Origin of the sequence: Granulicella sp. 5B5, from assembly GCF_014083945.1 — a bacterium.
GTDB lineage: Bacteria > Acidobacteriota > Terriglobia > Terriglobales > Acidobacteriaceae > Granulicella.
Window position 1 is genome coordinate 3,782,492 of sequence record NZ_CP046444.1, and the last position, 18,445, is coordinate 3,800,936.

The 18,445-nt window shown below is 56.2% G+C and carries 11 protein-coding genes and 1 pseudogene; 10 read left to right on the forward strand and 2 right to left on the reverse strand.

The window, feature by feature from the left end; all coding sequences use genetic code 11:
* The first annotated feature begins 25 nt into the window (after positions 1–25).
* Entirely contained in the window at positions 26–2,134 is a 2,109-nt protein-coding gene (locus GOB94_RS15995; RefSeq protein ID WP_182276832.1) for a glycosyltransferase 87 family protein, read from the forward strand.
* Positions 2,135–2,193: 59 nt separating this feature from the next.
* Here the strand turns inward: GOB94_RS15995 and GOB94_RS16000 are convergent, their stop codons facing one another.
* Positions 2,194–3,237: an aldolase gene (locus GOB94_RS16000; RefSeq protein WP_255484073.1), complete on the reverse strand. Its 1,044-nt coding sequence runs from the start codon at positions 3,235–3,237 to the stop codon at positions 2,194–2,196.
* A 295-nt stretch (positions 3,238–3,532) separates the two neighbouring features.
* Between GOB94_RS16000 and GOB94_RS16005 the strand changes: the two genes are divergently transcribed.
* Positions 3,533–4,471 (forward strand): phytanoyl-CoA dioxygenase family protein, encoded by a 939-nt coding sequence (locus GOB94_RS16005; protein WP_182276833.1) that lies wholly within the window; start codon positions 3,533–3,535, stop codon positions 4,469–4,471.
* Between the two features lie 220 nt (positions 4,472–4,691).
* Here GOB94_RS16005 and ribB read toward each other — a convergent pair.
* A pseudogene (gene ribB / locus GOB94_RS16010) lies at positions 4,692–5,294 on the reverse strand (3,4-dihydroxy-2-butanone-4-phosphate synthase); the annotation flags it as partial.
* A gap of 221 nt (positions 5,295–5,515) precedes the next feature.
* Between ribB and GOB94_RS16015 the strand changes: the two are divergent.
* The 8 genes from GOB94_RS16015 to GOB94_RS16050 all read left to right on the forward strand — a co-directional run bounded on the left by GOB94_RS16015 (position 5,516) and on the right by GOB94_RS16050 (position 18,377).
* Positions 5,516–7,258, forward strand: a complete 1,743-nt coding sequence (locus tag GOB94_RS16015; RefSeq protein ID WP_182276834.1) for an ABC transporter ATP-binding protein — start codon at positions 5,516–5,518, stop codon at positions 7,256–7,258.
* Positions 7,259–7,493: 235 nt separating this feature from the next.
* Entirely contained in the window at positions 7,494–10,415 is a 2,922-nt protein-coding gene (locus GOB94_RS16020; protein WP_182276835.1) for an SLBB domain-containing protein, read from the forward strand.
* A 26-nt stretch (positions 10,416–10,441) separates the two neighbouring features.
* Positions 10,442–12,133, forward strand: a complete 1,692-nt coding sequence (locus GOB94_RS16025; protein WP_255484075.1) for a capsule assembly Wzi family protein — start codon at positions 10,442–10,444, stop codon at positions 12,131–12,133.
* A complete protein-coding gene (locus GOB94_RS16030; RefSeq protein ID WP_255484077.1) occupies positions 12,130–13,494 on the forward strand; it encodes a Wzz/FepE/Etk N-terminal domain-containing protein in 1,365 nt (454 codons plus the stop codon). The genes GOB94_RS16025 and GOB94_RS16030 overlap by 4 nt, the downstream gene beginning before the upstream one ends.
* A 119-nt stretch (positions 13,495–13,613) precedes the next feature.
* Positions 13,614–14,828, forward strand: coding sequence for an MATE family efflux transporter (locus tag GOB94_RS16035; RefSeq protein ID WP_182276836.1), 1,215 nt, complete (start codon positions 13,614–13,616; stop codon positions 14,826–14,828).
* Positions 14,825–16,048 carry a glycosyltransferase family 1 protein gene (locus tag GOB94_RS16040; protein ID WP_182276837.1) on the forward strand — a complete coding sequence of 408 codons (1,224 nt, stop codon included), beginning with the start codon at positions 14,825–14,827 and terminating at the stop codon, positions 16,046–16,048. The genes GOB94_RS16035 and GOB94_RS16040 overlap by 4 nt, the downstream gene beginning before the upstream one ends.
* Before the next feature lie 2 nt (positions 16,049–16,050).
* On the forward strand, positions 16,051–17,517 hold the full coding sequence (locus GOB94_RS16045; protein WP_182276838.1) for an exopolysaccharide biosynthesis polyprenyl glycosylphosphotransferase: 1,467 nt from the start codon (positions 16,051–16,053) through the stop codon (positions 17,515–17,517).
* Positions 17,514–18,377: a WecB/TagA/CpsF family glycosyltransferase gene (locus tag GOB94_RS16050; protein ID WP_182276839.1), complete on the forward strand. Its 864-nt coding sequence runs from the start codon at positions 17,514–17,516 to the stop codon at positions 18,375–18,377. The genes GOB94_RS16045 and GOB94_RS16050 overlap by 4 nt, the downstream gene beginning before the upstream one ends.
* Positions 18,378–18,445 lie beyond the last annotated feature (68 nt).

The following is an 18,445-nucleotide window of genomic DNA, read 5'->3' on the forward strand; positions in this document are numbered from 1 at the left end:
TCTGCTCCCGGCGATACGTTGAGGTATGACTACGCGAGAGAACCGCCCCCGTGTCGTTTGGTTTGAACGTGTCGTCTTTTGCCTGTCGATGCTGTACCTATGCTTCCACACGCTGCCGCAGGCATGGCGAACGCTGAACACGGACTTTCCGAACTACTACCTGGCCTCGCGGCTCGTGGAGGAGCACTACGATACGACGCGGATGTATGAGTGGACATGGATTGAGCGTGAAAAGGCTCATCGAGCCATCGACATCCGTGTGCTCGGGTTGCTCCCGATCACGCCGTTTTCGACGCTAGTTTTTTTGCCCTTGGCGAAGCTCGCGCCGCTCGCTGCGAAGCATGTATGGATTCTGCTGAATCTGGCAATTCTGATTCCGCTTGTCTGGATGATACGAGAGATGACAGGGCTCAATCTTCGCTGGATGGGCCTGGCGCTCACGTTGAACTTCCCACTCTATCGCAACTTCCTCTTCGGGCAGTTCTACATCGTTCTCTTGTTGCTGGTTGTGACTGCCTGTTGGTGTTATCTGCGCGGATACAGAGCATGGGCCGGAGCACTTCTTGCAATCGCAGGCGCCTGCAAGGTCTTTCCCATACTGCTCTTTATCTTCTTTCTGCAGCGTAGAGACTGGCGTGCGCTGGGTGCGGGTATCCTCACCGGATCGATCGCTGTTGCGTCATCGATCGCTGTCTTCGGCTGGACGGTGCATCGAACCTGGCTGCAGGAGATATTGCCGTGGGTCACGCGGGGCGAGGGACTTCAGCCTTACACTATCACGGCCTCTATCCCCGGCATTCTGCATCGGCTATTTCTCTCCGAACCACAGTGGAACCCACGCCCTTGGCACGACTCGCCTTTCGCATATGCACTGCTCTCCCCCGTATTGCAAACGCTAATCCTGGCACCAGCCATTCTGCTGATCCGCAGAATCAAGAGCGGCCGCGAAACAATCCTCTTGGAGTGGTCCGCGCTTATCACCGCGGCGCTTACGATTTCGACGATCCCGGCCTCCTACAATTTTGTGCTGATCGTCTTTCCGGCGTGTGTTGTAGCTTCGATGCTCTATCGGAGACGTCACTGGGGATGGCTCACGCTTCTGGTGCTTGTTTACTTCGGCATCGGGTTTCCCGTCACCGCCCCGGCGAATGTCTCAGGACTTGCGGTACTGCTGTACGTTCCGCGCCTGCCTCTGCTGCTGGGACTTCTCGCAGGCATCTATTGGCTTCTCTGGACAGATGGCCGTGCTGCTGAACGATCACGTGATTGGACAGCCTATGTATGGACTCTGGCATTGCTTATCCTGACAACCTCAACCGTTCGGTCTACGTTGCGGGTGGAGCGGGCCCGGCGACAGGAATATGCTTATCGTCTGCCGCTTGGAGCGACGGGTTTTCTCAACGCAGCCCCGCATCGCGAAGGTATGTTTATCCGATATCTCGCGTTTACCTTTGAAGGCTATCGCTGCGTAACAGTGAACATGCATGATGGTATAAAGACGATCTCGCCGGCCAGTGCGAACGATATACTTTCGTTCGCTGACGAAGGCGACCATACATTGCTGGAGCAAGCTCTAGCTCCGCAATCGGTGATTGTGGACGGAGAGCATCCTTCGGACAGCGTTGTAGTCAACGGGCATGATCCCATGTTCGCCATGGATGGCAAGAGCCTGGCGTTCCTGCGCGACGATCACGGCCGGGGCCGACTCATGATGCGCGATGGTCTTCGTGATGACTCCGCCGAAACAGCACTCACTCCGGCGCGAATGAATGTCTATGAGGCGGCGTACATATCGCCAAAATCCTATGTCTACGCCGCTGCGGACGATGGTGGATATCCGCAGCTATATGCGACCGATGGAACGAGAACGAACGCGCCACTTGGACTTGGGCCATCGCGTTACCCGGCGCTGTCTCCTGATGGAAGATGGCTGGCCTATAGCCACCTGGAGCACGGCGTATGGAACCTCTGGATTCGCGATCAAACTTCGGGGGCACTGCGTCGAGTTGCGGATGTGCCCTGCAACCAAATCCAGGCCGCATGGGAGAACGACTCGAAGACGCTGCTTTATTCGACAGACTGCGGCCGAAGCGTCTGGTTCACCGCGGTCGCCCAGCGCAAAGTCCTTCCGTAGATGAGGGCGGCCATCACAAAATCCCTCGCAGGCATGACCGCTTTGAGCGAAACGATCTCCTAGATGTCGAGCGCCAGCGTCTCGAGCGCTTCGATTCCATCGTTAAGATCTGTGTACTGCAACTCGTACGTCGGCACGTTCGCCAGGGTTTCCAGGATCTGCATATGCTTCGCACGAATCTCTCCGGCGGAGAAGAGTTCGTTCTGCATGCGTTCGGTTGCCGTGCGCAGGGGAAGGGGCGAGAGGTGCGCTCGCGTATCCGGCCGACGCTGCAGGTAAACGATGGCGGTAATCGCAGCCTCGGCCGAGGTGCGCTGGACAGGCAGCGTGGTGACAGACACTTCAATGGAAGGTTTGCCCTCCATTCGAGGCGTAACCTCAAAACGCGAGAGTTCTGGGAGCAGCGACCGGGTCTCCGGACGGAAGCGCATGCGATGCGCATGTCCGATGACCTGCGGCGTCTCCGCATCGTTGATCAGATAACTGGTATCGTCCGAGGTGTAAGTCCAGCCTGCGCGAGCACAGCCATAGGCCAGCGTAGACTTGCCTGCGCCTGAATCGCCGCATAGAAGAATCCCCTTGCCGCGCTTGCTGACGCACGCCGCATGAATGTCGGTTACTACGCTCGCGCCCAACAATAGATATACGATTTTTTCGAGGAAGTTATACCGGACATACAACGGGCGACGGAAGGCCGCTTCGTTCAACCATGCAAAGCTGGTGAGCGTCTTCAAATCGATCATGGCCTGGTTCGCATGGTCGGCGACAAGCGAGTAGAGGTGGTTGTATTCGCGCCGGGCGGGTTCGGGCGGGCACTTCGAAGAGCCGTCCGGCGTAACGCCGATACGCACCTCGATCGGCGTCATTCCCCGGCGTAGACGGCGATGACCAAAGCTCTCCTGTCCGGCGCGCAACACCCGAGGATCGTTCGTCACGATGTCGACGGCATAACCGAGAGGATAAAAGGTCCTCCGCAGGGGAAGGTCCATGTCATACAGCAACGCCTTCTGTGGCTTCTCCGCAATGCCGGCAGCAGCATGAGTTATTGCAGTGCGATCCGCATGGAGGGCCTTCGATGTGGCAGAAGAATCAACGGTGTTCAAAGGGGAAACCTCCTCGCGTCCAGACTGTACTCCGACGAGTTTGCCGCGCGCGAATCACGCGTAGTCATAGCAGATACGCCGAGCATACTGAAAGAATCAGCAGTGCATGTCATCGTCCAGTCATGGAATTGTCAGCGCTCGCGCACTGGTCTTTGGTGAAGCAATAACATCGCGAGCACGCTGAGGAATGACAAACAATTGACAAGCGGCAGAAGATGCCGAGACACACTCCGGCCACCACTGGACTAAGTTCTCCATAGGCCGTATGTGGACCGATGGCGGCAGGAGGGGTTGAGTGAAAAAGTTTACCGAGCTTCGCGCAGATGGACTTACCACAGATCGACTGCGTGAAGAGATTGCGCTGCATGGATATGCGTTGATACGCGACTTGATACCGCAGGGCGCAGTTCGCGGTGTTCTGAACGATGTGACGCAGGAGCTAACACGCGCTGGCTGGCTGGCTCAAGGTCATGATCCGATGGAGCGAGTAACGTTTCCAGAAGCCGCGTGCGGTGATCCTGATCCCTGCTTTAAGCAGGTGTATCAGAGGGTCTTCAATCTTGAATCATTCCATGCATTGCCGCACCATCCCGCACTTCGTCGTGCGATGCAGATGCTCGTCGGGGAATATCTCTTCGTGCATCCGAAACCTATTGGTCGACTCATCTTTCCAAACTGCGAGCGCCTTGTGACACACGCACATCAGGACTATGAGTTCGTGGGCGGAGATCCGGAGTTCTATACGGCGTGGATTCCATTCCACGATTGCCCGCTGGAGCTCGGACCGCTCCGCATACTTGAAGGATCGCATCGCCACGGTATGCAGGAGCATGCGCGAGCGAATCTACACGTTCCGGAGATTCCAATGGATACGGCGATGGGTGATAAGTGGGTTGGCGGGCAGGTCAACGCGGGAGATGTGCTGATCTTCCATAGCCTAACCGTCCATGCGGCGTCTCCAAACCGGACGAACCAGATGCGGCTTTCACTCGATTGCAGATTTCAGGATGCGCAACGTGCATTGAATCCTTCTAACCTGGTTTTTGCCGGCGAGTCAGGAAAGTCCTGGGAGAAGACATATGCCGAATGGCAGTCAGACGATCTGAAGTTCTACTGGAAGCGAATTCCTCTGCGGCTGGAACCATCGCGTGATGAGTTAGTTCATCTTGCGGAAACGGCGAAATCCCCACGTTTGCGCGCGAGGTATATCCGCATGGTTAGCCAACTCGACTAGCAAATCTAGTGAGAACGAAGAGGCGGATGAGTTGCATGACGCCGACAGGCCGATCGCAATCCATCCGCCTTCATTGATGGCGAATAATCCTGATGCATCAGTAAGTACGAACTCGAACCCCGAATGTAGCTGACGTGTACGAGCTCTCGCGAACGGGTCTCTCGTGTGGTCCAGTCATCGGAAAGATCTCATCGTCTGATTCTGGTGATTCCATCCGTTGGCGGTACTGAATCAACTCGGCAACGGTCAGCATTTGCAAGCCGTGCAGATGGCAAAATGGGATCAAATCAGGCACACGCGCCATTGTTCCATCATCATTCATGATCTCGCAGATAACGCCGGCAGGAGTGAGCCCGGCCATGCATGCCAGATCAACTGATGCTTCTGTTTGACCTGGGCGCGCCAGCACTCCACCGGGCCGCGCGCGCAGAGGAAACACATGACCCGGTCGCGCTAGGTCATGAGCGCCTGAAGAGGGGTTGATGGCGGTGCGTATCGTGTGCGCGCGATCTCGCGCGGAGATGCCAGTCGTCACACCAACCCGTGCTTCGACGCTCTCCGTAAATGCGGTGCCGAACTGTGAGGTGTTGCAGGCGACCATCGGATTTAGCTGTAGCTGATCGGCACGCTCTTCAGTCAATGTAAGACAAATGAGGCCCCTGCCGAACTTTGCCATGAAGTTGATCGCTTCTGGCGTGATGTACTCTGCAGCGAGCGTGAGGTCTCCCTCATTTTCGCGATCTTCATCATCGACGACGACGAGCATGTGTCCGCGCGCAAAGGCTTCGAGAGCTTCCGGTACGGTAACAAACGGTGACTGCATGATTCCTCCCGGAAGCGCTTCGTATTTCTTGCGGCATATCCGTCTTTCACGACACTCCATCACGGAGATGCCTACTATCATGACCCTGAGCACCAGCGCGAGTTGTCATTTATTTGTCTCCAATTTGCCGTTATCTGCGTTTATTGAGCGGTGACAGGTTTCTGACAATTCTCCGACCCTCCTCTGACAACAGTCGATGTGCCGGCGCATACCGTCAAAGTGTGCTGACACTCTTCGATCGGCCTCCTTTTGCAGTGCTCGCCCCAACGGCAAGCAGTCGCCGCCGGTCGGCCTACCTGCTGCTATCGAAGCAGCAACGTTTGCTGTACATCCTTCTGATTGCCGCGAGAGTCAGTGTTGGTTTGCTGGACCTTTTATTAGCAGGCTCTCTTTATCTTCTTTTTCTGGTACTGCAGGGGATCGTGCCAAATAATCAATTGTGGTGGCAGCCGCAGTCGGTTCTTCAAGTGTCACTGGTAGCAGGATCCCTCGTCGTTATACGGTCTCTTGCGGATGCCTTGTCGACGGGTTCTCTCCTTAACTTTGTACAAAACATCTACAAGGATTTGCTTCAACGGCTTACGCAGGGTTATAGCGAAGTACGCTGGGAGACTTTTGTTCAATTAAACCGGAGTGACCTTCTCAATCACACGACATACACGGCGCGAGAGGCATCGCAGTTTTACTTGCGTGGCATCGAGTTGATGTCGGCGCAGATCGTTGTTCTGGTGATGGCGGTCGCCGTTGTGGCCAAAAGCCCCACTGGTGCCGTCGGATTGGCTTGCACCCTTGCTTCGTTTTATGCCCTGCACCGCTTCTTCATTCGCGATCGGGTTCACATAGCTGCCGCCATTCGCGAGCAATCCTTCGGAGCCCTGCAGTGTGTACTTTCGGACATGTTTTCGTCGGGGAAAGAAATTCGTATCTACCGCAACCACAGCTTCTTTCAAGCGCAGATTCGTGAACATGCTGACGCGGTAAGCACGGAGAGTGTCCGCTTGTCGCTCCTACCGCAGCTTGCCCGCATCCTGTCGGACCAAGGTGTGCTTTTGATATTTCTCGGACTGTTAGTAGCTGTGCAACTACAGCAAGGGGATGTACGACGGCTACTTGCGATTATCGTCTTCTATTTTGTTCTATCGCGACGAATGCTGCCACTCACGAGTCAGATCTCGTTTCTCGCCGGGCAAATAGATGGTTCCTATGAGAATGTTCGACTTGTGTCCGCAGAGTTAGACGGGTGTTCTCGGCAACGGAATACGCAAGTGCAGTGTGGCAGTCCAGGTCCGGATACGGTACTCGAGCTTGAAGACGTCAGCTTTGGTTTTGAAGAAGAAGTTCAGATTCTACGCAATATTTCTTTTCGGCAGCGACACGGCGAGACAGTTATATTGCATGGCGTCTCCGGCAGCGGCAAGAGTTCGCTGCTGAATATCATCGCAGGGTTGTTGCAGCCGACGGGTGGCGCAGTGCGCGTTGATCGAACGAGGATCGCATATGTGCCACAAGACACGGTGCTCCTGGATGCGTCGATGCGCACCAACCTCCTTTTTGGGTTGGAAGGCAAGAGTGACAAAGATCTCATGCGTGCCCTTACACTCGCGCAACTCGATACGTTTTTAAGTGCACAGCCCGACGGTCTCGACACGAGGGTCGGCGATAACGGAATCCTCTTCTCCGGTGGCCAGCGTCAACGTCTTGGGATTGCACGCGCGCTCGTTCGCGGTGGCACACTATTATTGCTTGACGAGGCCACCTCCGCACTGGACGAAGAAAACGAGTTACAGGTGCTCAAAAACCTGGAAGAAGAAGGTCTCGCGGTTCTGCTCGTCACTCATCGCAAATACGTGCGCTTCTCCGCGCAGCGGGTGTTCAACCTCGAGGGATGTCGACTGGTGGAGCAGATGAGTCCGCAGGCAGAGACTCCGGAGCCAAGTTCAGAGACGATTCTCAACATGGTTTAGTGAATTACGCGAGATTGAGCGGTGTAATAGCTCATTTTATAATCAACAAAGGAATGACATTTCACTTACCCACACATGACACCGGGGCGAACGACGTTGCTTAGTGTCAGTAATCGAGGGCAAAGACTGACAACAAGCTTTGCATCTCTTGCGGTGTGTCACTCCTATGAACAGCATTGAAAAAGCGCAATCCTCCTTAGCACTCCTATTGCTCTTCCTACTTCGCCGGTGGGGCATGCTGTCGACTCTCGCAGTTGCATGTCTTTTGGTGACGACGGCATACGCACAGGACGCATTTGCTCCTCCGCCGACGCAGAGCGCGCCGACCTCCTCCACCGCCGACACTGATGTACAGTCTTCGCCTCTCGGGATCGGAGATACAGGCAGCGACCAGCAGGATACCAGCGCAAGTGCGAGCTCAAGCGTGTTCGCACAACCGTCCACTCTCTCGGCGGATCAGATCATCCAGATACTGCAGCAATCGCCTGACCTCGTCGTCGAAATCAAGTCGCAGGTCGCGGATCGCCTCCAGCAGCAAGGCTCGCAGGTGGATGCAAATGACATTACCGACCAGATGCTCTACAACCAGATCTCGACGAACGCCGACCTGCGCGCCAACGTCAGCACGTTTTTGCGTGCCCGTGGATATGTTTCGCAGGGAGACTTGCAGAGCGAAGGTGCAAGTGCGGGAGGGTTCGGCTCAGAACAAGGAACAACTTTGCCTGGTGACACGAACGCGTCTCAATTGGGCGCGAATGGCGACCTTACGACGACCGGCACGAGCGTGAACGGCACAGCGCTCGGTACGGCGCTGAACGCGAGAAGCACTGCCGGATCGATCTCGCAACGGAACGCCTCGCGCAATCACGAGAACTCCACGACAAGTACCGATGTACCGAAGGTACTGCGCCAGTCAACGCCGTACAACCTGCAGTCGCTCCGCGATCTCTACACTCAGATCCCCGAGCGCGCCATGCACCTGAAGCGTTTCGGCTCAGATGTTTTCCTCAATCGCAATACATCTGCGATGTCGCTTGGCGGTTCAAGCCAGAACACGCCTTTGGATGTACCGCTAGGGCCGGATTATGTGGTTGGTCCTGGCGACACGCTCGCAATCAATGTGTGGGGTGGCATCACGCAAAGTGTCAACCGTGTTGTGGACCGAGATGGCCACGTTCTGTTGCCTGAAGCGGGCTCGCTTCAGGTAGCCGGTTTGTCACTAGGGAGCGCAGAGAACGCAATTGCGGAGGCACTGCAGCGGCAGTACCGCGATGTGAAGGTCTCTGTCACGGTAGCTCGGCTGCACTCTGTGCGCGTATATGTCGTTGGCGATGTCCAGCGGCCGGGCGGGTATGACATCAGTTCTCTAGCCACGCCGCTGAGCGCGCTGTTCGCAGCGGGCGGTCCAACATCGGTCGGATCTTTACGGATAGCTCGTCATTATCGTGGAGACAAGTTGGTGGAGGAGATCGACCTCTACGACTTTCTACTGCATGGCTTGCGCAAAGGAAGTGCCCACTTTGAAAGCGGAGATACGCTGCTCGTGCCGCCGGCCGGGCCACAGGTTGCTCTCTCGGGCGCGGTGAAGCGTCCCGCGATCTATGAATTGAAGGCTGGCGAAACGACCCTTGCGACAGCGCTCGAATATGCCGGCGGTGTGACTGTTGCCGCATCATTGAGCCATATCACGATTGAGCGCATCGACCCGAATCGCCAGCGTGCGACGGTTACACTTAGCGTTCCCGCTAACGGGGAACCGGATGCCGATCGCGCGGCGATCAACCAGTTCGAAGTGTGTGACGGTGACCGCATACATGTCTCGCCAATCCTGCCGTACAGCGAGCGAGTGATTTATGTTCAGGGCCATGTGGTGCGCCCGGGACGCGTGTCCTACACGGACGGAATGCGGCTCTCGGATGTGCTGCATAGCTATCAGGACATGCTGCCTGAACCCGCAGAGCACGGTGAGATTATTCGACTCGTCCCTCCGGACCTGCACGCGGAGACGATCGACTTCAGCGTGCCCGAGGTCCTCATTGGCAACGCGAATATCGTGCTGCAGCCGTTCGACACTGTGCGCATCTTTGGTCGCTACGAGGTCGATAGCCCGAAGGTGACCATCCACGGCGAAGTGTTGCGCGCTGGTGTGTATCCGCTCTCGAAGGACATGACCATCTCGCAGCTCGTGCGCATGGCAGGTGGCTTTAAGCGTGATGCTCTAACTGAGAGTGCGGACCTGACCAGCTATGCCGTGGCAAAGGGAAACCACGTAACCGGAGAGATTACAACCGTGCGCATTGGTGCGGCTGTTGCGGGCTCAGATCCGGGGGCGGATACCGTGCTCAAACCCGGCGACATTCTGACGATCCACCAGATTACCGGCTGGAATGACATTGGCCAGTCCATCACGATCAACGGGCAGGTGAAGTTTCCAGGAAGTTACGGATTCCACGAGGGTGAGCGGCTGAGCTCAGTGCTGCGCCGCGCGGGTGGTCTTCGCGACACGGCGTATCCAGAGGGCGCGGTATTACTACGCGAGCAGGTGCGCGAGGTGGAAGAGAAAAGCCGCGACGAGCTCATCCGGCAGATTGAGACGAACTCCTCATCCGCGCGGCTGTCGCCAGCGCTTGCAGGCGACAGTGGCTCTGCCTTGCAGCTCATCAAGGCACAGCAGCAACAGGCGCTGGCACAGTTGAAGTCCAATCCCCCCACAGGCCGCATGGTGATTCACATCGGTGCGGACATCGATAGCTGGGCCAACACGCCAGCGGATGTGGAGCTGCGACGCGGCGATGTGCTGACAATTCCCAAGCGACCCGGCTTCGTCATCGTCTCGGGTGAGGTTTATAACGCAACCGGCCTGACCTTTACCCAGGGCAAGACGGCAAAGTGGTATCTAAGCCGCGCCGGTGGAACCAACGCCGCCGCCGACCGCAAAAACATCTTCATCATCCGCGCGAACGGATCGGTGGTGGGACGACATTCCGGCGGGTGGTTCGATGCCGACGTGCTTTCCACCAGGCTTGATCCCGGCGATGTTGTCGTCGTTCCGCAGAAGATCATCGGTGCATCGCTGTTCTGGAAAAATCTGCTGGCAACCGCACAACTCGCTTCCTCCATCGGGATCACCGCCGGCATTGCGGCAGCGGCCCTCTGATGCCTGACAAGCGGAGTAATCAACGAATGGGATCCAAGCTGCTTGGTGTCTGCCTAATGTCGACGTTGTGCCTCCAACTCGTTCGCTTTTCCAAGGCGCAGGAGCTGCAAGACCGCAGTGCGTCCAACATGGCGTCGACGTATGTGCCCATCGATAGCTGGGTGTATGCAGTGTTCGACCGTCTCGCGGCGAAAGGCTACATGCAGAGTGCCATCTTCAGCCTTCGGCCGTGGACGCGCCTGGAATGCGCCCGGCTGATCGACGAGGCGAACGACCAGATACTTGATACGCAAGCGGACCCAGACGTGCTTTCCATGCTGCGCGCGCTCCAGAAGGAGTTTGCACAGGAGCTGCTCCGTCGCGCAGGTGCGAGAAACCTGGAGCTTCGTCTGGAGTCGATCGACCAACGTGTCACAGCCATCACCGGCACCCCGATCAGGGACGGCTTCCACTTCGCGGAGACGCTGGTCAATGATGAGGGCCGTCCGTTCGCGCAAGGAGCTAATCTTTACACTGGCATTGCGCTTCGTTCTACCGCGGGGCCCTTCGCAGCCTATGCGAATGTCGAACTGCAGCGTGTGCCGTTCGCGGCACAGCCCGATGCTGCGGTGCAGTCTGCGATCTCTATAGCGGACTTTACACCATTGGGTCAAGAGGGGCCGCCGTCAGACTTCGTCCGTGCACGAGCGCTTGAAGCGTATGTCTCCTTCACGGTGGCGAACAATCAGTTCACCTTCGGCCGTCAATCACTGTGGTGGGGACCGGCGCGCAGCGGAACAACGCTTTTCACCGATAATGCGGAACCGATCGCCATGCTTCGCTACGATCGCGTGCAGCCGTTCGAGTTGCCGGGCATCCTGCATGTACTTGGGCCGATCCGTGTACAGCTGCTGGTCGGGCGGCTGTCGGGGGCGCAGTACGTACATGCCAACCACACGACGTTCGGTGCGCCCGGTGTCGTCCTGAGCGATCAACCATTCATCCATGGTGAAAAGCTTTCGTTCAAGCTGACTCCGAACCTTGAGTTCGGCGTTTCACGTACTGTGCTCTTTGCGGGTCAAGGAGCACCATTCACAACGCATACCTTGCTGCGCAGTATCTTCTCTGCAAGCGTTGCCAACGAGAATCAAGACCCCGGGGATCGGAGAAACGCGGTCGACGCCGAGTATCGAATTCCTGGACTTCGCAATTGTCTCACTGGATACTTTGACGGCTTCTCCGAAGACCAGCCGTTTCCATTGGCATACCCGACCGAGAGCGCTTGGATCTCTGGCTTCGTATATCGCTGTGTACCGCGTCTGCCTCGACTCTCCATTCGTGCGGAAGGCTTATTATCACCGCATCGCAATCTTGCGTTTCCCGGCTTCTTCTATTTCAACGACCACTATCTCAGCGGATACACGAATAGCCGCCAACTGATTGGCAGCTGGATAGGTCGCGAGGGCGATGGCCAGCAACTCTGGGCCACGTGGCAGCTCTCGCCGCAATCGAACGTGGAAATCAGTACTCGCAACTTAAGCGTCAATCGAGAGTTTCTTCAGGGAGGAACGCTCCGCGACCTGAAGATAAGCGCGGACCTTGTACCGCGTCCCGACTGGCAGCTGCATGTAGAAGAGCAGATCGAGTCCTGGCACTTTCCGCTATTGTCCGCAAAGTCTCAGCGCAACTCCGCGTTCACGGTTCAACTCTCATACAGGCCTACAGGGAGAACACAATGATGCACAACTCTGTCGCAATGATGGCACCGGAAGAATCCGATCAAACACTGGATTACGATTTGGATGCGGAGCTTGCCTTCAGGCCGCCGCCTGAGAGCAACACCCATTGGGCCGTGCGCGCTATGCTCTTGTGGCGTCATCGCTCGCTGCTCGCGCGTGTTACGGTAATTTCCTTTCTGGTGAGCCTCGGTCTCGCCTTCGTTATCCCGAAGCAGTACACCGCTGTAACAAGCATCATGCCACCGGAGCCGCAAGGTTCGGGCGCAATGGTGCTCGCGGCCCTTGCAGGAAAAAGCGGCGGGTTAGGTGCGCTGGGCAGTCTGGCTGGTGGATTACTCGGCGACCACGCAAGCACGTTTCTCTATATCAGCCTTCTCGAAAGCGGGACCGTCAGTAGCCACCTCATCGACAAGTTCAACCTGATGCACGTCTATCACAGCCGCTATAGGGTCAATGCGGCGAAACATCTCGCCCATCTCACCACGATCAGCGACGACAAGAAAAGCGGCGTCATCACAATCAAGGTGGAAGACCGTGATCCCGTGCGAGCGCGGAATATCGCACAGGCATATCTGGACGAACTGAATCGAATTCTCACAAAGACCAGCACCTCGTCCGCGCATCAGGAGCGCGTATTTATTGAGAACAGACTGCATTCGGTGCAAGTCGATCTTGAGCAGGCACAGCTGCAGCTAAGCGAATTCTCAAGCAAGAACAACACCGTTGATATCCGCGAGCAGACGCGTGCGATGGTGGATTCCGGTGCGCGCGTGCAGGCGGAGCTACTTGTGGAGCAGTCCGGCCTGCAGTCGTTGCGCCAGATCTACGGCGACGGCAATGTACGCGTGCGTGAGACAGAGGCACGAATCGCTTCGCTTAAAAGTGATCTGCAAAAGATGACAGGAAGCTCTGCGCCCCTTTCAGCGAACACAGCTATATCAGACAGCGCATCAGTGGCGGGTGACGGTAGTGACTCGCTTTACCCTCCGCTGCGCCAGCTGCCGAGACTCGCTGTTCCCTATGCGGATCTTTATCGTCGCGTCAAGGTGCAAGAGGCTGTGTTCGAGCTTCTCACGCAGCAATATGAGATCGCGAGGATTGAAGAAGCGAAGGATCTGCCGGTGGTTCGCGTCATTGACAGTCCGGGCGTTCCTGAGAAGAAGTCCTTTCCACCCCGTCTCCTCCTCACTCTGCTGCTGACACTCCTCTCGCTTGCCGCCACAGCATTCATACTCGTCGTTCGCGAACAATGGGGAGGGGTCGATCCTGGTGATCCCCGCAAGCTGCTCGCCGCGGAGGTGCTGCCTGTCCTGGCCTCCTACATCCGCATCTCCCCAAAATCTCGCGGTGACCACGCATGAGGAGGCATTTCACAAATGCTATGTACGGGGGGCTTGATTACATCTCGTATCCATTTGGGATGCTCATGGTTGCGCCGATAGTGATTCACCGACTCGGTGCATCAGAGTATGGGTTGTGGATGATTGCGACCTCAGTAATCAGCGCCGGCGGCATCATTGCCTCCGGATTTTGTGATGCTGCAACACAACAAATTGCTCGACTTCGAGGGACCGGTGAACGTGCGCGGATGGCGCAAACTGTGAGGAGCACTCTTGGTATTGGGGCGACTCTCAGTTTCGTCCTTGCATGCATTGTCTGGGTGTCGGCACCGTTTGTAGCTGCGCACGTTGTTGTATCGCATGTCACGTCACTGCGGGAGTGCGTCATCTCGCTTCGCATCGCAAGTTTGCTAATCGTCGTGCGCAGCATCGAAAGCGTTGGCGTCAGCGTACATCGCGCGTTCGACAGGTACGGCAGTACCGTTAAGATTAGCGCCGCCATGCGCTTGCTTACTCTTTTTACCGTGGCAGGGCTTGCGATCTGCGGTCAGCGAACGACCAGTTTTCTCATCGCAACGGGCGTGTTTCTCATCGGAGGGACTTATCTGCAGCTCCGAGAACTGCCCCATTTTGTTGGTGAGGGCTCTCTATGGCCTTCCTTAGAACCTACGGAGACATGGCTGCTGGTGAGCGTTGGCATCTTTGTGTGGATACAGGCGCTTGGCGGTGTTGTGTTCACTCAGTTCGATCGCATTCTGCTTGGAGTCTCTCTCGGCGCCGCTGCAGTTGCGCCTTATGCGTTGTGCATTCAGTTCGCACAACCTCTATTCGGCCTTACTGCGTCAACACTGCATTTTCTATTCCCTTATCTCTCCCGGCGAGCCAACATGATTTCGCCTAAAGAGCTACGGCACACATTATTGAAAGCATTTATTTGCAACTTCCTGTTGATCGTCGCAGGCGCAGGCGTATTGCTCCTATGCGGTGATCGCCTCCTCGCTTTGTGGGCTGGCAGTGCACTTGCAAAGACCGCGGTGCAGATTCTTCCCAGAATTGTACTGGGTTCCGCTCTTATGGGCTTGAGCGTTATGGGGACCTATGCGCTCCAGGCACTCGGACTCTTTCGCATTGTGGCTCTTATCAGTCTTTGCAGTCGCGCAGCCATGCTCGCGCTTATGCTCTTCCTGTTGCACCATATGGGGTTGCAGGGGTTGGTGATCTCGCGCTTGTGCTATGGCTTCACGGCTCTGTTTGTTTATGTGCCATTGCTGCAAATTGTGATCAAAACAAGAAGATCCTCAGGCTCGGCCATTCCTATACCGCCTGCCAAGTTGACGGAGGGATCGGCTATATGAAGATCATGGTTTTGGCTGCTTCCTTTTCGTCTGACATCTCTGGCATTCAACGGCACGCGCTGAACCTCGTTCGTTGTTTGATAAAAAGCAACGAGATCACGCGCATTGATCTCGTTGTTGCACCTTGGCAAACGAAGATCACAGAGACACTGAATGATATATCTGACGATCGACTTATTATCCACTTTGAAAAAATGCACGAAGGACCGGTTGGGCGCAACCTCTGGTACTACCGAGAGCTGCCGCTTCTTGTAAGACGGTTGCAGGTTGATCTCGTGCACCTCTCTTACCCAGTGCCCTTTCATGCTGCAGCATTCGGCTGCCCAACGGTACTGAGTCTGCACGATCTCTATCCACTAGAGATCCCTGAGAACTTTGGGTTCCCGAAGGCCATCGCGAACCGATGGATACTGCAGCAGTGCCTTCGTAGCGTTAGCTCGATCGCGTGCGTCTCGGACGCCACTTTGCACAAGTTGAAGCTATGCACGACCGAAAAAGTCGAACAGAAAGCAGTGCGGATCTATAACTGCGTCGAACCCCGTCCCGCTTTGCCAGAACCTCATGCCTATCGAGAGTTAATAGGCGAACGCTTCCTGCTCTCGGTTTCGCAGCACCGCAGAAACAAGAATATCCCTCTTCTCATCCGTGTGTTTCATCGATTACTGCGTGGCACTGCACCGGCGCCTGTGACGAAATTGCTCATTGTCGGAATTGAAGGGCCGGAGACACAGAGCATTCGCTCCCTGATTGCTGATCTCCGCTTGGAGGAACACGTACTTCTCGCGCATGGGCTTTCAGAGGATGAACTGCAGTGGTGCTATGCGCAGTGTGAAGCAGTCATAGCTCCTTCAAAGACAGAGGGTTTCGGTCTGCCCGTCGCCGAGGCCCTCCTCGCAGGTGCGAGGGTCGTGTGCTCTGACATTGCAGCATTCCGCGAGATTGGTGGGATGCACTGCCGTTTCGTCGCATTGGGGCCCACGGAAGAGCTCGACTTTGCAACGGCCATATCGGAGACGATCCGTAGGCCGCCAGGAAAGCACGTCAGCTTTACACATTTGTCAATCGAAACACTTTCGCGCGAATATGTGCAGCTCTATACCCGGCTTCTGCTAAAGAACCAGACAGCCGCGGAGACTAGCGCTCATACCGGGCTTTACGCAATCAAGGATGGTCTTGCCCTTGAACAGAGTTCTCCAGCCGCGCGGAAGTGGGAGGGATGACCATGGCCGCATCTGAATCCTATGTTGCCAGTCATCTAGCGGACAGCGCAGCGCCTGGAAGCATGCGACACCGAGCGTTTCCGGGCGGTCTAAATCGCTACGTCCTGGCCGGAGCCGAGGTGATCGCCGATCTTCTCACCTGTGTTGCATCTCTCATCGCAGCGTATCTTGTCCAACGAAAGGTTGGAGGGAACCTCGGCTATCCATTGCAGCGGGTACTTGCGATCGGCGCGGTACAAGGACTTTTCGCTGTCCTCCTGCTGAGTGCTTCCGGCGCGTATGGAGGTTGCAGTAGCTTGATGCGCATTCGTGAAACGGAGCGCGCTGTTCGCGCTGCAATCCAGGCCGCGCTGCTCTTGTCTTTTGTGGTCTCGATCCTCGCGCTGCAGTTACCGCCAATGGCTGTCCTGGTTAATGTATTCCTTATGCCTGTGCTGTTGATCTTTCAGAAGCAGGTGACACACTCGCTCACGCAGGCACTGCACGTCAGGGGTTACGGTTGCAAACGTGCCGTGATTTATGGTGCGGGAGAAGCAGGGAGGCGCATCACATCGACTCTGCTTCATTCGCCAAAGCTGGGCTTACAGCCTGTCGCAGTTTGGAGTGACGGCTCGGTCCCGGCAAGCGATGGCCTGTCTGTGCTGGGATACCGCCGTGAGAGCGCAATTCCAGTACGATTTGAGCCTTTGGCTGCGTCGACATTGCGGTCGCTTCGCTGCAACCTTTTGATCATGGCTGAGCCGCATCTGTCGGCGGCTCAGTTCGAGGAGATGAAGAGCATAGCAAACCAAGCTGGTATATTGGTGGCCTTTGTTTCGGAATCTGCTGCGCATGCGGAGATGCAGCAGAGCGTCGCGGATATTGATGGGGTTTTGCTCACGTCTCCGCATGAACACTCGACTTCATGGAGCTATGCGTTCTTCAAGCGAGCAGTCGACGTGTTCGCCGCGACGATATTGCTCATTGGGTTATCGCCGGTATTATGCATCGTGGCTCTGCTCGTACGGCTCAGTTCACCAGGACCTTCACTGTTCATACAAAGGCGAGTTGGCCGCGATGGCGAGTTCTTCGATATGTACAAGTTTCGAACGATGGTGTCTGATGCGCCCCGTTATGCGGTCTCTCCGGTAACTTCAAGCGATCCGCGCCTTACGTCCATTGGTAGGGTGCTGCGGCATCTAAGCTTGGACGAATTACCCCAACTTATCAATGTCTTGTCAGGCACGATGTCGCTTGTGGGACCTCGGCCAGAGATGCCCTTCATCGTTGCGACCTACAACGACCACCAGCGGCTGCGGCTGCGTGTGAAGCCAGGAATCACAGGATTGTGGCAGCTAAGCGCAGCCCGTGCATTTCCTATCCACGAGAACATTGAATACGACCTTTATTACCAACGCCATCGCACCTTCTTCATGGATATTGCAATTCTGATCCACACAATCTTTTTTGCGGTGGGTGGCGGCATATGACAGATACCGTCGTACACACTGCCACATCGAATCATGTGGAAGGAAGCTATGCCGATGTGCTCGGAGTGAAGGTGTCCGCGCTCAACATGGATCAGGCAATACGTCAGACCGATGCATGGATTGCCTCGGGACAATGTGGCTTCATCTGCGTAACTGGCGTGCACGGAGTAATGGAAGCGCAGCGGGATCTTGAGTTTCTCCGCATCTTGAACAGTGCCATGCTCAATGCTCCGGACGGTATGCCGATGTCATGGGTTGGGCACCTGCAGGGATTCACAGAGATGGATCGCGTGTATGGGCCGGACTTTATGGCGGAGCTTTGTCGGCTTTCGGTGCCGCGCGGGTATCGGCACTTCCTGTACGGCGGTGATGAGGGTGTCGCGGAACTGCTGAGAAAATCGCTGGAAAGCAAATTCCCGGGGATCGAAGTGGTTGGAACGTTCACGCCTCCTTTTCGGGATCTTACTCGCGAAGAGGAGGCGCAACTGTGTGCTCAGATCGAAAGCACGAAACCCCACATCATGTGGATCGGACTGAGCACGCCAAAACAGGAGAGATTCATGGCACGTTATGTCGAGCGGCTCGGCGTGCCTTTGCTCGTGGGGGTAGGCGCTGCCTTCGATTATCACACCGGGCGCCTGCGCGATTGTCCACGTTGGATCAAGCGCGCAGGCCTGCAGTGGCTTCATCGACTGTTCCAAGACCCGCGCCGTCTATGGAAGCGTTATGCGCGCAACAATCCGGAGTTCCTCTGGAAGATGACCTTGCAGCTCTTGCACCTGCGCTCATCTTTCGCCGTGCCGCGCGAACCGGTTGTAGCTGTCGATGCTTCAGCGTCGGCAGAGGGCCTTTCCAAATGACAATCTCCTGACAATGAACAGACCATCGTGAGACACGCAGCAATTCCTTCCTGGCTATCGTCTGGATA

Bases quoted from the DNA above. Each gene is read 5' to 3' on its own strand.
- GOB94_RS15995 (WP_182276832.1), top strand. From the start codon at position 26: ATGACTACGCGAGAGAACCGCCCCCGTGTCGTTTGGTTTGAACGTGTC.
- GOB94_RS16020 (WP_182276835.1), top strand. From the start codon at position 7,494: ATGCTGTCGACTCTCGCAGTTGCATGTCTTTTGGTGACGACGGCATAC.
- GOB94_RS16025 (WP_255484075.1), top strand. From the start codon at position 10,442: ATGGGATCCAAGCTGCTTGGTGTCTGCCTAATGTCGACGTTGTGCCTC.
- GOB94_RS16030 (WP_255484077.1), top strand. From the start codon at position 12,130: ATGATGCACAACTCTGTCGCAATGATGGCACCGGAAGAATCCGATCAA.
- GOB94_RS16035 (WP_182276836.1), top strand. From the start codon at position 13,614: ATGATTGCGACCTCAGTAATCAGCGCCGGCGGCATCATTGCCTCCGGA.
- GOB94_RS16040 (WP_182276837.1), top strand. From the start codon at position 14,825: ATGAAGATCATGGTTTTGGCTGCTTCCTTTTCGTCTGACATCTCTGGC.
- GOB94_RS16045 (WP_182276838.1), top strand. From the start codon at position 16,051: ATGGCCGCATCTGAATCCTATGTTGCCAGTCATCTAGCGGACAGCGCA.
- GOB94_RS16050 (WP_182276839.1), top strand. From the start codon at position 17,514: ATGACAGATACCGTCGTACACACTGCCACATCGAATCATGTGGAAGGA.